At 69.7% G+C, this 13,763-nt stretch carries 8 protein-coding genes; 3 read left to right on the forward strand and 5 right to left on the reverse strand.

The genetic code is table 11. The annotated features are described in order from the left end of the window. Positions 1-4 precede the first annotated feature (4 nt). From AC3WQA_RS10145 to glk, 4 genes are all read right to left on the reverse strand, one after another. Entirely contained in the window at positions 5-2,020 is a 2,016-nt protein-coding gene (locus AC3WQA_RS10145; RefSeq protein WP_492674931.1) for a S1 family peptidase, read from the reverse strand. Positions 2,021-2,240: 220 nt separating this feature from the next. Continuing rightward, positions 2,241-4,556 carry a beta-N-acetylhexosaminidase gene (locus AC3WQA_RS10150; protein WP_492674932.1) on the reverse strand — a complete coding sequence of 772 codons (2,316 nt, stop codon included), beginning with the start codon at positions 4,554-4,556 and terminating at the stop codon, positions 2,241-2,243. A gap of 150 nt (positions 4,557-4,706) precedes the next feature. Continuing rightward, positions 4,707-7,595: a TonB-dependent receptor gene (locus AC3WQA_RS10155; protein ID WP_492674933.1), complete on the reverse strand. Its 2,889-nt coding sequence runs from the start codon at positions 7,593-7,595 to the stop codon at positions 4,707-4,709. An 84-nt stretch (positions 7,596-7,679) separates the two neighbouring features. Continuing rightward, the gene (gene glk, locus AC3WQA_RS10160) at positions 7,680-8,717 is read right to left on the reverse strand and encodes a glucokinase (RefSeq protein WP_492676345.1); all 1,038 of its coding nucleotides are present in this window, start codon (positions 8,715-8,717) and stop codon (positions 7,680-7,682) included. Positions 8,718-9,121: 404 nt separating this feature from the next. On the opposite strand from glk, the gene AC3WQA_RS10165 reads away from it, so the two are divergent. From AC3WQA_RS10165 to AC3WQA_RS10175, 3 genes are all read left to right on the forward strand, one after another. Beyond that, positions 9,122-10,405: a sugar MFS transporter gene (locus AC3WQA_RS10165; protein WP_492674934.1), complete on the forward strand. Its 1,284-nt coding sequence runs from the start codon at positions 9,122-9,124 to the stop codon at positions 10,403-10,405. Between the two features lie 87 nt (positions 10,406-10,492). Continuing rightward, positions 10,493-11,542 (forward strand): LacI family DNA-binding transcriptional regulator, encoded by a 1,050-nt coding sequence (locus tag AC3WQA_RS10170; RefSeq protein ID WP_492674935.1) that lies wholly within the window; start codon positions 10,493-10,495, stop codon positions 11,540-11,542. A gap of 55 nt (positions 11,543-11,597) precedes the next feature. Next, a complete protein-coding gene (locus AC3WQA_RS10175) occupies positions 11,598-12,650 on the forward strand; it encodes a glycerophosphodiester phosphodiesterase (protein WP_492674936.1) in 1,053 nt (350 codons plus the stop codon). A 42-nt stretch (positions 12,651-12,692) separates the two neighbouring features. On the opposite strand, the gene AC3WQA_RS10180 is transcribed toward AC3WQA_RS10175, so the two are convergent. Continuing rightward, entirely contained in the window at positions 12,693-13,682 is a 990-nt protein-coding gene (locus AC3WQA_RS10180; protein ID WP_492674937.1) for an AraC family transcriptional regulator, read from the reverse strand. Positions 13,683-13,763 lie beyond the last annotated feature (81 nt).

Genomic DNA, 13,763 nt, shown 5'->3' on the forward strand with positions numbered 1-13,763 from the left:
CCTCTCAGTGCTCCTTGATGCGCAGATCCCGGGTGAGCAGGTCGAGCTTGTCCTTCATCTGCGTCTGCGGCTGGTTGCCGGCGGTGCCGTAGAAAGCGGTGTAGAGCACGCTGGGTGACGTCGCACCGGCAACCGGCGGCGCGATCACCGCGTTGATCTTCATCAGGCCATTCTCGAAGCGCGCCTCGCCGTTGTAGGGGAAGCTGCGCTCGCTGAGCTTGCGCCAGCGACTGGTGAAATCGGCATCCAGCCCGGCCGGCGGCGCGATGTAGCGCTGCACATCCACGTTGTCGTGGTCGTCGCCGGCCTGGGTTTTCCAGACGTCGACGATGCCCACGTCCCACACCGGCTTGTCGCCGTCGAGGAAGAAGCGGAAGCCCAGCCACAGCAGGTTGTCCGGCTGCACCGCCTGCAGCGCGGAAGGGTAGGCGAAGGCCATGCGCGGCGAGTCGTAGCTGAAACGCTGGCCGTAGTCGAAGGCGATGTGGATGTCGCGCATGACCGCCGGCTGCAGCGCGGGCGCGGCGAGGAAGCTCCGCCACTGGGCCAGGTTGCCCTCGTAGGTGAGGTGGACGAAGTTGACCAGCTCGTCCAGGTCGAGCTGGGTGTCGTGGCGGCCCGTGGCCGGCACCATGCGCAACAGCATCGCGCAGCCTTCCGGCGTGGGCAGCGAGTAGGCCACCATCAGCATGTTGGCATAGGGCATCGGCCACACCGCGACATGCCACGGGCGCTGCCAGCGGTCGCGGTAGGTGCGCTCGTGATCCGGCTGGCCGAACGAGGTGATCTTGATGCTCTCGCTGCCCACCGCGCGATGGAACAGGCCAGCGCGGGCCAGCAGATCCATGCGCAGCTTGGCGCTGGCGTAGAAACTCGCGGCATCCACGTCGTCGGGGCGACGGATGCGCACCATGCCGTTGCGTCCCACCGTGCCCACGGCGGCGAAACCGTCATGGCCAAGGTCGTAGTCGCGCGCGGCGTTGCCGTGGCGCTGCCAGATGCCGTCGCTGCCGCGCACGATCAGAGTGGGGAAGGCATCCATCTGGCTCTGTTGGTGCAACAGGCGCGCCGCGCCGGCGCCATTGGGGAAGAGCGTGGGCGCCTCGCGGGCAAGCAGCGCCTTGAGCATGGCGTCCTCGCTGGCGTCGCGCCGCGACTGCACGTCGCGGTAGAACGCGGCGAGGTTCTCGGGCAGGGCGAACTGCGCCTTGAGCCGGCCGTTCTGCACGTCGCCAAACAGGTCCAGCTGGTAGACCGTGCGCGTGTCCAGCACGGCCTGGCCCGCCGGCGCGTCCAGCACCTCGCGGATCGGCAGCGCGTAGTTGAGGTTCTCGTTGGCCGACTTCATCAGCACCACGCCGATCACCTTGCCGTCCTTGTCCAGCAGCGGGCCGCCGCTGTTGCCGGGCGAGGCGGCGGCGGAGAAGCGCATCCACTTCCACGCGCCGTCCTGCTGCTCGGGTGTGTCGGAGGTGTACAGGCCGTCGCGGATCACCACACCGGTGCCCAGCGCATTGCCCACGGCGTAGACCACGGCGTTGAGCGCGGGCGTGCGGTCGACCGGCAGCGCCACCGCCTTGCCCGGCGGCTGCGCCAGCGTGAACACCACGAAATCCTTGCGCAGGTCGAACTGCTCGACCTGGCCGATCGGGTAGACGTGGCCGGCGCCGTCGCGCAGCTCGGGCGCGCCCCACAGGCTGTCCAGCCCGGCCAGCAACACATGGCCGGCGGTGACGTAGCGGCCGTGGCCGATCGCGAAGGCGGTGCCGATGGAGTAGTACTTGTCGGTGCGCTCCTGGTAGGGCAGCAGATCCAGCGGCAAGGGTTTCTCGTAGCTCAGCGGATCACCGGCGGGCTTGGCCTGCACCACCTCGAAGGTGGCGCCCTGGATCGTCGGCAGCAAGGCCGCATCGAGGCTGGCGGCCTGCGCCAACGGCGCGGCGAGGATCACGCCGGCCAGCAAGGCCCACACACCGATCCGGCCCGGTCGGCGGATCGTCCCACGGCAAGCATCACGCATACGTTTCCTTCGCATGGCGGCGCGACTCGCGGACTCCCCGCGGCATCCTCGCGGCTCGCGCCAGCGCGCATCATCGCATGCGCCCGTGGCGCCCGAGATGGCGCGCCGCGGGCACGAGGCCGGCGGCACGCGGGCCATCAGCGTCGGTGCGAAATTCGAACGTCGGCACGTGGGCGCTCGGCGGCCGTCGCAGCAGACGAGCGATTTTTCACAGGCTCTCTCAGGGCTTGCCTTGCAGCGTCACCCGATCCAGGCCGTAGAGCGGGCCATGGATGGGCGCGGTGTCGAGCAGGCACAGGCTGTGCTCGCCGCTCTGCGCCGGCAGCTTCGCCTCCAGCGTGAACTCGCGCGGGGACTTCGCCGGATCAGGCAGCGGCAGCGTGGCCAGCACCGGGCCGTCGCAGCGGTCGGCGTGCACCACCAGCTCGCCGAACGGCGTGGCCTGCGGGCGCGCCATCACCAGCTTCTGCTCGTGTGCCAACGCGTAGTTGCGCGGCAGGCGTGCCGCCTCGACGTGGATGGCCGTGACACCGTCCATCAGCGTGGCCGGGAACATCTGGCAGGCGTCGAACACGTTCACCGCGTACACCGGCTGGGTGCTGATGGCATCGGGCGTGGGCTGCAGGCGCAGGCGAAAGTCGCTGCCGGGGCAGTTCGCCAGCGCCGGGCCGGGCCGGCTCAGCAGCGCGGCGCGGTCGAGCTTGCGCTCGCGCGGCGCGGCCAGTTCGCTGCCGTCGGCGGCGAAGCTGGCGGCGCGCACGGTGGCCGGCAGCGTCAGGTTGACAGGCGCGTCGTAGCGCCTGGATGCCGCACTGGGCGCGCTGCCGTCCAGCGTGTAGTGGATGGCGCCGGAGCCGGTTTGATCGGACAGGGTGACCGTGGCCTTGCCGGTGGCCAGCGCCACGTTGCGGTCCACCGCGATGCGCACCGCGAAGGCGCTGTCGGCATAGGCGACATGCTGGGCGCGGTAGCGCGCCAGTTGCGCGGGCAGGCGGGCGAGAAAGCCGGGCCAGTCGTTCGCGGCGGCTGGCGACCAGGCCACCTCGCTGAGCGCGTCCAGGCGCGGGAACACGGCATGCTCGACGTGGACGAAACCGGGCATGTGCTCGGTCCACACGTTGGCCTGCACGCCCAGCACGTGCTGCGCCTGCCTGGCGTCCAGCACGGCAGGCACGGCCTGGAAGCCGTACACCTCTTGCAGCGATTCCACGCCGAGCCGGCCGGCGAACTCGTCGGGCAAATCCCCCTGCACGTGGTCGAAGTACAGCGTCGGCGAAGGCGACATCACCACGTCGTGGCCCATCATCGCGGCCTTGATCGCGCCGTCGATGCCGCGCCAGCTCATCACGGCGGCCGCCTTGGGCAGGTTGTCGCCGTCCAGGATCTCGTCCCAGCCGATCAGCTTGCGGCCGTGCTTTTCGAGGTACTGGCCGATGCGACCGATGAACCAGCCTTGCAGCGCATCCTCGCTGCCGAGGCCGAGCGCGCGCATCTTCGCCTGCACCGCGGGCGCGGCCCGCCACTGGTCCTTGATCGCCTCGTCGCCGCCGACATGGATGTAGGTGGACGGAAACAGCGCCATCACCTCGTCGAGCACGTGGTCGATGAAGGCGAAGGTGTCGTCGTCGACGTTGTAGAGATACGGGTTCACGCCCCAGTCGGCGGAAACCTGCGGCCGCGCGCCGGTGACGCCGAGCTGCGGATACGCCGCCACCGCCGCCTGCGCGTGGCCGGGCATGTCCAGCTCGGGCACGATGGTGATGTAACGCGCGGCGGCGTAGGCCACCACGGCGCGGATCTGCGCCTGCGTGTAATAGCCGCCGTAGCGCCGCGGCTCGCCGTCCTGGCCGGCGTCGGGCGGCGTGCGCCAGGCGCCGATGCGGGTCAGCTCGGGATAGCGCTTGATCTGGATGCGCCAACCCTGGTCGTCGGTGAGGTGCCAGTGCAGCACGTCGAGCTTGTGCTGCGCCATCTGATCGATCAGCGCCTCCACTTCGGCGACGCTCTGGAAGTGGCGCACGGAATCCAGCATCAGGCCGCGCCAGGCGAAGCGCGGCCAGTCGCGGATGCTCTGCGCCGGCACGCGCACCGCGCCGTGCTTCGCGTCGGGCGTCAGCAGCTGGTACAGCGTGACTGCACCGTGGAACAGCCCGGCGGCATCGCGCGCACTGACGCGGATGCCCTGCGGCGTGACGTCGAGCGCATAGCCTTCGGCCGCCACCACCGGCGCCTGCGGGTCGCGCGCGAGCACGATGCCGCCGGCCTTGGCTTCGCCCGGCACGATGCGCAGATGCAAGCCGCGCACGCGCGCCACCAGCTCGACGAGGTATTGCGCGCTCTGCCGCGTGGCAGGGTCGTGGTCGGCCAGTACCACGGGCGTGCGTGCATCCACCACGAACTGGCCCGCCTGCGACGTGAGCTGGGCCGGCAGCGGCAGCAGCGGCGACGGCGCGGCAGCCGGCGCGGCAAACAGCGGCGACAGGACCAGCGCGAGCAACCATCCGGCGCGGCGAACAAGCAAGGAAGGGCGGCGCATCGACAACTCCCGTTTGGACGGCCAAGCTTGCCACGAATCCCGGGGCTTCCGGACAAAAAAAAGCGAGCCCGCAAGATGACGCCGGACCCGCTCGGGGAGATTGCAGGCCATCCCTGGCCCGCGCATGTCGCGATCAAGCGGAAGCGTGGATCAGAACTTGAAGTTCACGTTGAAGTAGTACTGGCGGCCGTTGATGTAGAACGCCTCGGGCGCCTTGCCGAAATCCAGGCCGGCCTGCGAACCCTTGACGTAGTAGCGCAGCGTCGGGTTGTTGAGGTTCATCGCGCTGAAGGACAGGTTGAGGTTGTCGTTGATCTTGTAGCCCGCCGACAGCGACAGGTAGCCGGTGCCCGCCGAGTAGTACGGCAGCAGCGGCGGGGTATTGCCGAGGCCGCCGGCCTGCACGGCCATCATGCCGTCGTAGAACGAGGAGCGGTACGTGTAGTTGATGCGCGCGTTCCACTTCGCATCCTCGTAGAACGCCGACAGGTTGACGGTGTCGCGCGAGGTGCCGAACAGCGGGCGGTTGCCGGCGGCGATGTTGTTGCCGAAGGTGCCGTCCGGGTTGTACAGCAGCGAGCCGCCGGACGAATGGCCGTTGGCGTAGGTGTAGTTGACCTGGGTGCCGAAGTGCTCGCCGATCGGCTGCACCCAGTTCAGCTCCACGCCCTTCAGTGTGCCGTTGACGTTGACCGGCACGCTCACCAGGTACTGGCTGTACACCGGCGTGTGCGACGGGTTGCCGGTGCCGAAGGTCAGGTAGTTGTTGAGGTAGCTGCGGGTGACCGTGCCGTAGTCGTAGTAGTTGTTGAGGTCCATCTCGTAGACGCTGGCCGACAGCAGGCCGCGCTTGGCGAAATACCATTCCAGCGAGGCGTCGAAGTTGGTGGAGATCAGCGGCTTCAGGTTCGGGTTGGGGCCGCTGCCGCCGCCGAGCACGTTGGCGGCCATCGGATCGGACAGGCTCACGAAGCCGGTCAGCTGGCCGTAGTCCTGGCGGGTCAGGGTCTGCGAGGCGGCGAAGCGCGCCACCAGGCTGCCGTCGTCGTCCAGATTGACCTTGAGGTTGGCGCTGGGCAGCAGCTTGCCGTAGTGGCCCTTGTGGTAGTTCCAGTACCAGCCGTTCGGATACCACGGCGAGTTGTTGTACGGGCCGCTGTAGCTGTTCTCGATGATGGACGCGCTGGTGTAGCCGATGTTGTCGCTGGTGGAGACGTAGCGCAGGCCCACGTTGCCACTCCAGGCGCTGCCCTGGAAATTGGCCTGGAAATAGGCTGCCGCGTTCTTCTCGGTGATCGAGTAGATGTCGTTGGGATAGAAGCGCGAGGCGGGGCCGCTGCCGGCGCGGTTGGCGTACAGCGCGTTCAGCTGCGCCAGCTGCGCCGGCGTCCAGTACCAGATGTTGGAGGGCATCTGGCCCACGCCAAGCTGGCTCGCGAAGTCGCCCGGGTAGTTGCCGCCGGCCGCCGGGTAGATGCTCGGGTTCTGGCCGAACTGCACGGCCGAGGCCCAGTTCGGGCCCTGGCTGGTCGCGTACGGGTTCTCGTGGGTGTGCTTGCTGTAGCGGGCGCCGAACTGCAGCGAGGAGAGCGTGCCCGCGTCGAAGTCCTGCTCGCCGTCCACCTGGAACCAGCGCTCCTTGTCGGTGACGTGGATGCCCTGGTCGCCGAAGATCCAGTCCAGCCCGGAGGTGGCCGGGGTGTAGGCGTTGTTGGTGCCGCTCATGTTCCAGTTCAGCGGCTTGCCCAGGCCGTTCATCGCATAGCCGGCGCTCGCACCGTAGCCGGTGTCCATCTCCATGACGTCCTGGGTCGGTGTGCGGCCGGTGCCGCGCGTGGCGCCGCCCTGGAACTTGAAGTCGAGGCTGTCGGTGGCTTTCCAGTCGGCATCCAGGGTGACGAAGGCGCTCGATTCGCCCTCGCCCGGGCGCGAGATCATGTCGTAGATGCCCTGCGAGATGTTGGCGGCGCCGGGCAGGGTGGCACTGGTGAGGATGTTGCCCTGGATGGTGCCGGTGGTGGCCTGCGCCGGCAGCTGGTCACGCGCGCGCAGCATGTAGTTGCGGTTGTAGTCGGTGGCGTCGAGCTTGGAGAAGAAGGTGTCGAGGTTCAGGGTCAGGTTGTCGGCCACCTTCCACTGCACGTCGATGGAGCCGCCCTTGCGCTTGCGCTCCTGGGTGAACAGCACGGCGCCCGGCAGGTTGGGATAGAACACGCCGGTGCTCTTGCTGCCTGGCGTGGCCGCGCCCAGGCCGAGGCTGGTGGCCGCCGCCGAGCCGGTGGGGATGTAGGAATAACCCAGCATCTCCTGGCCGTTGCGCTGCAGCGCGCGATCCTCGTAGAAGGCTTCGGCCAGCACGCCGAAGCGGCCATCGTCGCTCTTCCAGTTGACCAGGCCGTTGAACTGCGGCTTGGTGCTGCCGGGCAGGTCGGCATAGACGCCGCCCACGCTGGCTTCGGCGCTGAAGGACTTGGCGAACTCCAGCGGCTTGCGGGTGATGATGTCGATGGAACCGGCGGCGCCGCCTTCGAGCTGGTTGGCCTCGGCGCTCTTGTGCACCACCACCTGGCTCACGATTTCCGACGGCAGCATGGAGTAGCTCACGCTGCGCGAACCGCCGGCGAGCACGAACCAGTCGCCGGAGGCGAGCGCGTGGCCGTTGAGCGTGGTCAGGGTGAGCGAGGGCGCGCTGCCGCGGATGCTGGCGCGGTCGGCCTCGTCGAAGCCGCCTTCGGCGCCGGCCGCATCGGCGATGTTCACGCCAGGCAGCTGGGCGATGGTGTCGGCCACGTTCTTGGCCGGCAGCTTGCCGATGTCGATGGCGGAGACCACCTCGACGTGCGAATCGGCGGACTGCTTGGTGTCGATCGACAGCGCCTGGCTGTCGCGGATGCCGGTGACGGTGATCGTCGACAGTTGCTTGGCGTCCTTCTTGTTCGCCGTGCCGCCGTTCTGCCCGGCGTCCTGCGCGTACGCGCCGACGGACAGGCACAAGCCGGCGACGATGCTGGCGGCTAGCAGTGTCTTGCGATGGTTCATGGTGTCCTCCCCTCAGAGGCTGGCGTGGTTCAGGGCCGGGTGGCCATGGTGGTGATGCATCGGGTAACCGGTGGCGCCGGGTGGCTAGTGCGGCGGCGTGCTGCCTTGTTTCAGCCGCTCGTCCAGGAACCAGCTTGCGGCGCCAATTACGCCAAGCTGGCCGTGCTCGATCAGTCGTACGGGAATCTTTTGCAGGAAGGCGCGCATCACGCCCTTGTTGTGGAAGCGCTCGGCGAAGCTGCTGATGCGCAGGAAACCCTGGATCTGCGGCAGGATGCCGCCGGCGAGGAATACGCCGCCGCTGGCGCCGTACAGCATCGCCAGGTCGCCGGCGAAGCTGCCGAGCAGGCCGCAGAAGACGCCGAGGGTCTCCCGCGCCGCGCCGGCGTGGCTGGTCAGCGCCGCGCCGGTGATCTCCGCTGGCGTCGCCAGCACCGCCGGCTCGTCGCGCAGCTCGCACAGCGCGCGGTAGAGGTTCAGCAGGCCCGGGCCGGAGAGCACGTCCTCGTAGGAGACATGCAGGCGTTCGCGCGCCAGCAGGCGCAGGATCTCGCCTTCGCGCGCATTGCCCGGCGCCAGCGAGATCTGGCCGGCTTCGGTGGGCAGCACCTGGGCATGGCCGGCGCGCGGCAGCAGCACCGCGCTGCCCAGGCCAGTGCCCGGCCCCATCACCAGCACCGGGCCACGGGCGGGGCGCTGGACAGGTTCGATCACCGGCAGGGTGTCGCCATCGGCGAGGAACTGGGTGGCCCAGGCCACCGCCTCGAAATCGTTGATGACCTCGAGCTCGCGCAACCCGGTGGCGTCGCGCAGCGCGTCGATAGCCACCGGCCACGGCAGGTTCTCGTTGACGATGATGCCGTCCAGCACCACGCCGGCGCTGGCCACCACGCAGCGCCGAACCTGTCCGGCCAGCGCGGCGTGGCCGCTGCCCGCCAGTTGCGCCATGAAATCGCACAGCATGCTGCCGAGGTCGGGCCAGTCGGCGCAGTGGTAGCGGTGGTAGTGCAGCACGCTGACCGGGTGACGCTTGCCAGTGACCGCCCGGACCAGGCCAAGGCGCGCATGCGTACCGCCCACGTCGGCGGCCAGGAATGGCTCGCCGTCACCGGCGACGCCCACTGGCGACGGCGACGCTTGGGCAGCGCGATGCTGGCTGGCGAACTCACCCACGTGAACATCCCCCTCGATCGGCTTCCGGCCCGGCTGGCAACGTGACGCACATCGCACGGCAGGCTGTGGCGAGCGAGTCTGGGATGCCTATGACAACGTTGTCAAGTGCCGTCCGGCAAAATCTTTCCCGGCCCGCCAGGACGGCCATGGCAAAGCCCACCAGACACCGCACCAACAGGCGCCAGCGCGCCCCGATGCCCGCGAACCGCGCCGTGACACCCTGCGCCGCGAGCCGTGCGCCACGGCTATCCGACGGCCCAGTTGACAACGTTGTACATTCCGGCCAATAAAGAGTCTTCTGCGGCCATGCGCCGCGCAGCCGCGGCAGCCCGGCCGCTACGGGGAGAGCTTTCATGGCAAGCACGCTGGCGGCCACGCCGTCCGACCGTTCCTACCTCGGCCCGATGAGCGTCATCGGCGTGTTGTTCTTCATCTTCGGCTTCGTCACCTGGTTGAACGGGCCGTTGATTACCTTCGTCAAGCTGGCGTTCGACCTCAGCGACGTGTACGCCTTCCTGGTGCCGATGGCGTTCTACCTCTCGTACTTCTTCCTGTCGCTGCCAGCCTCGGTGATCCTGCGCCGCACCGGCATGAAGAAGGGCATGGCGCTGGGCCTGTTCGTGATGGCGGTCGGCGCGGCGCTGTTCGGCCAGTTCGCCACCGTGCGCCTGTTCGCCGGCGCGCTGCTCGGCCTGTTCGTGATCGGCGCCGGCCTGTCGCTGCTGCAGACCGCCTCCAACCCCTACATCAGCATCCTCGGGCCGATCGAGAGCGCCGCGCAGCGCATCGCGATCATGGGCATCTGCAACAAGGTCGCCGGCATCCTCGCCCCGCTGGTGATCGGCGCGCTGGTGCTGCACGGCATCGGCGACCTCGATGCGCAGGTGAAGGCCGCCGATCCGGCCACCCGAGAGATCCTGCTGGCCGCCTTCGCCGCAAAGATCCACCTGCCCTACATGGTGATGGCCGGCGTGCTGGCGCTGCTGGCGATCTGGGTGCTGCGTTCGCCGCTGCCCGAGATCACGCCCGCCGGCGCCAACGACGAACACGCCAGCGGCCAGCGCGACCGCAGCATCTTCGGCTTCCCGCACCTGTGGCTGGGCGTGCTGTGCCTGTTCCTGTATGTGGGCGTGGAGGTGATGGCGGGCGACGCCATCGGCACCTACGGCGCCGGCTTCGGCCTGCCGCTGGACCAGACCAAGTTCTTCACCGCCTTCACGCTGGGCGCCATGCTGCTGGGCTATGTCGCGGGCCTGGTGCTGATCCCGCGCTTCATTTCGCAGCAACGCTACCTGGCGCTGTCGGCGGTGCTCGGCGTGCTGTTCGCGCTGGGCGCCTGGGCCACCACCGGCTACGTCTCGGTGCTGCTCGTGGCCGCACTGGGCTTCGCCAACGCGATGATGTGGCCAGCCATCTTCCCGCTCGCGATCAAGGGCCTGGGCCGGCACACGGAAGCCGCCTCGGCGCTGCTCGTCATGGGCATCGCCGGCGGCGCGCTGATCCCGCAGGCCTTCGTGCACCTGAAGGAAGTCATCGATTTCCAGAGCGCCTTCGTGCTGCTGATGGTGCCGTGCTACCTGTACATCCTCTACTACGGCCTGCGCGGCCATCGCGCGGGCCGGCACGCGGCGGACTGAAGCGCCCGGCGACGCGCCGTCCGCTAGAATGCCCCCATGTTTCGCGGCGCCGCGCGCCGCACCACCCGTCACCCAGCGAGGCCAGGCTTGCGCAGCGCAACCATCAAGGATGTCGCCGAGCAGGCGGGCGTGTCGCTGAAGACCGTCTCGCGCGTCATCAACAACGAACCGGCAGTGCATGCGCGCACGCGCGAAAAGGTGCAGCGCGCCATCGATGCGCTGGGCTACCAGCCCGACCCCTCCGCGCGCAGCCTGCGCAGCACGCGCGCCTACGCGGTGGGTCTGGTGTACGACAACCCCAACGCGCACTACGTCATCAGCCTGCAGAGCGGCGTACTGGCCGCCTGCCGCGCCAGCGGCTACGGCCTGCAGATCCATCCCTGCGACGCCACCTCGCCCAGGCTCGCCGACGAGCTGGTGGCGCTGGCCGCCAACGCGCGACTGGCCGGTCTGGTGCTGGCGCCGCCGATGTCCGAGCAGCCGGAGCTGATCGCCAGGCTGGCGGCGGCCAAGGTGCCCTTCATGCGCATCATCTCCGCCCGCAAAGACCCGCGCGACGGCTACCCCTGCGTCTACGTGGACGACCGCGACGCCGCCTACGCGATCACCGAGCACCTGATCCAGCTCGGCCACACCCGCATCGGCTTCCTGTGGGGTGGCCAGGATCACCGCTCCAGCCCGGAGCGCTACCAGGGTTACGAGGATGCGCTGAAGGACTACGGCATCGCACTGGACCGCAAGCTGATCCTTGCCGGCGACTACTCCTTCGACGACGGCTTCCGCGGCGCACGCAAGCTGCTGGCGCTGAAGGATCGCCCCACCGCCATCTTCGGCTCCAACGACGAGATCGCCGCCGGCGTGCTCGCCGCCGCGCATTCGGGCGGCATCAGCGTGCCGTGGGAGCTCTCCATCGCCGGCTTCGAGGACAGCCCGTTCTCCAAGCAGTCCTGGCCCGCGCTCACCACCGCGCGCCAGGCCACCGAGGAGATCGCGCTGCGCGCCGCGCAGCGCCTGATCGGCAACCTGCAGCGCGCCGCCAACGGCGAGCCGCTGGAGGAAACCAACGAAGGCTTCAGCCCCGAGCTGGTAGTGCGCGGCTCCACCGCCCCGCTGCGTGGCGCGCCGCCCGCGCGCTGAAGCAGCCAGCCGCGACGCCGGCTAAGCTGCGGCTCCAGCCCGCGTGGAGCCGCCCATGTCCACCCCGACCGAACCGCCGCTGGCCGCGTGCGTGCGCGTGATCGCGCATCGCGGCGCCAGCGCGCACCTGCCCGAGCACACGCTCGCCGCGTATGCGCGAGCCATCGCGGATGGCGCGGATTTCATCGAGCCGGATCTGGTGATGACGCGGGACGGCGTGCTGGTGTCGCGCCACGAGAATGAGATCTCCGGCACCACCGACGTGGCCATGCACGGCGAGTTCGCCGCACGGCGCACGGTGAAATCCATCGACGGCGTGGCGGTGGAGGGCTGGTTCACCGAGGATTTCACCCTGGCGGAGCTGCAGACGCTGCGCGCGCGCGAACGCCTGCCCGCGCTGCGCGGCACCGCGCACGACGGCCGCTATCCGGTTGCCACCTTCGCCGAGATCGTGGCCTTGGCGGCGGGCGGCGGGCGCACGGTGGGGCTCATCCCCGAGATCAAGCACGGCACGTATTTCGCGGGTCTCGGCCTGCCGATGGAAGACGCCCTGCTCGACGCCCTCGCCGCGCACCCGTACACCCGCGCGGCGCCGGTGGAGATCCAGTCCTTCGAGGTGGGCAACCTCAAGTACCTCGACGGCGCGCGGCGGCGGCGCGGCCTGGCGAACGTGCGCCTGCTGCAGCTGCTGGAGCTGGACGGCCAGCCATTCGACATCGCGGCAGCCGGTGGCGCGCTGGATTACGCCGCAATGATGACGCCGGTCGGCCTGCGTGACATCGCGCGCTACGCCGATGCCATCGGCCCGTCCACGCGCGCGATCCTGCCGCTCGCGGCCGATGGCCGGCTGGGCGCCCCGACCGCGCTGGTGCGCGAGGCGCATGCGGCGGGGTTGGAAGTGCACCCCTACACCCTGCGCCCGGAGAACGCCTTCCTGCCGCCCGCCCTGCGCGAGGGTGACGATCCGGCCCATCGCGCCGAAGCCGGCAGCCTGGCCGAGATGCGCGCCCTGCTCGCCGCCGGGGTGGATGCGTTCTTCACCGACGACCCCGCGCTGGGCCGGCGGGCGGTGGATGCCTGCGGCCCGTCGCCGTCCTTGCCGGGTTAGCGCCGCCACGCCACAGGCGTTCCAGCCCCGCGCGGGGCGCCGTTACACCGATGGATCGACGGGCCTGCGCCCGGCCCGCCATGCCGCCGGGGTGGTGCCGATCCAGCGGCGGAACGCACGCCAGAACGGGCTGGGCTCGGCAAAACCGAGTTGCTGGGCGATCACGGCCAGCGAGTGCTCGCCACGGGCGACGGCGGCCAGCGCGGCATCGCGGCGCGCGGCGTCATGCAACGCGGCAAAGCTGGTGCCTTCGGCCTGGAGGCGCCTTGCCAGCGTGCGCGCGCTAAGCCCGAGCGCCGCGGCAGCCAGTGCGCGATCGGGCTGGCCGCCGGCCAGGTGCTGGGCGATCCAGTCGCGCGTGGTGCGCACCAGGTCGTCCGGCGTGGTGAGCGCAAGCAGCTGCGCCTGCGCGTACTGCCGGTGCAGGCGCGCCAGCTGCGCGTCGGCCTGCGGCAGCGGCGCATCCAGCGCGGCGTTGGCCACCTCCACGCCGCTGAAGGCCTGCTCGAACACCACCGGGCAATGGAACACCTCGCGGTAATCGGCCAGCGATGCCAGCCGCGCCTGGCTGAACTGCACGCGGCGCGGGCGCAGGCCGCTGCCGGCCAGCCAATGCATCAGCCGCACCGTGGCGGCGAGCACGGCCTCGATCTGGTGTGGACTGAAGGCCAGGCTGCCCTGGCGCGGGTGGTACACCAGCCAGCCGGCATCGCGCCCGGCGATGAACTGGATGCGCCCGCCGTCGCTGATGAGCGGCTGGTAGGCCTGCGCCAGCGCCACCGCTTCGCGCAGCGTCGCCGCCGACTGCAGGAGGTAGCTCACGATGTTGAAGCTCGCCGGCCCGGTCAGCGCGCCCGCCTTGAGACCGAAGCCCGGGTCGCCGGTGACCGCCACGGCGGCACGCCACAACCGGGTGATGTGATCCACCGGCCAGCGCTCGCGCCGCAGCGCCTGCGCGCCGATACCGGCCCGCGCCAGCACGCGTTCGCGCGGCACCCCCAGGTGTTCGGCGGCCTGCAGCACGGTGTTCACCCAACTCATCGAGACGCTGGCCGCTGAAGTCAATCGCTTTGGCCCATGAAGTCAATCGCGCCGCCATCGTAACGCGCTATC

The sequence above is a fragment of the Rhodanobacter sp. FW106-PBR-R2A-2-24 genome, from assembly GCF_058789615.1.

Excerpts from the sequence above, each read along its gene's own strand:
- AC3WQA_RS10175 (WP_492674936.1), top strand. The coding sequence starts at position 11,598 with ATGTCCACCCCGACCGAACCGCCGCTGGCCGCGTGCGTGCGCGTGATC.
- AC3WQA_RS10145 (WP_492674931.1), bottom strand. The coding sequence starts at position 2,020 with ATGCGTGATGCTTGCCGTGGGACGATCCGCCGACCGGGCCGGATCGGT.
- AC3WQA_RS10150 (WP_492674932.1), bottom strand. The coding sequence starts at position 4,556 with ATGCGCCGCCCTTCCTTGCTTGTTCGCCGCGCCGGATGGTTGCTCGCG.
- AC3WQA_RS10165 (WP_492674934.1), top strand. The coding sequence starts at position 9,122 with ATGGCAAGCACGCTGGCGGCCACGCCGTCCGACCGTTCCTACCTCGGC.
- AC3WQA_RS10155 (WP_492674933.1), bottom strand. The coding sequence starts at position 7,595 with ATGAACCATCGCAAGACACTGCTAGCCGCCAGCATCGTCGCCGGCTTG.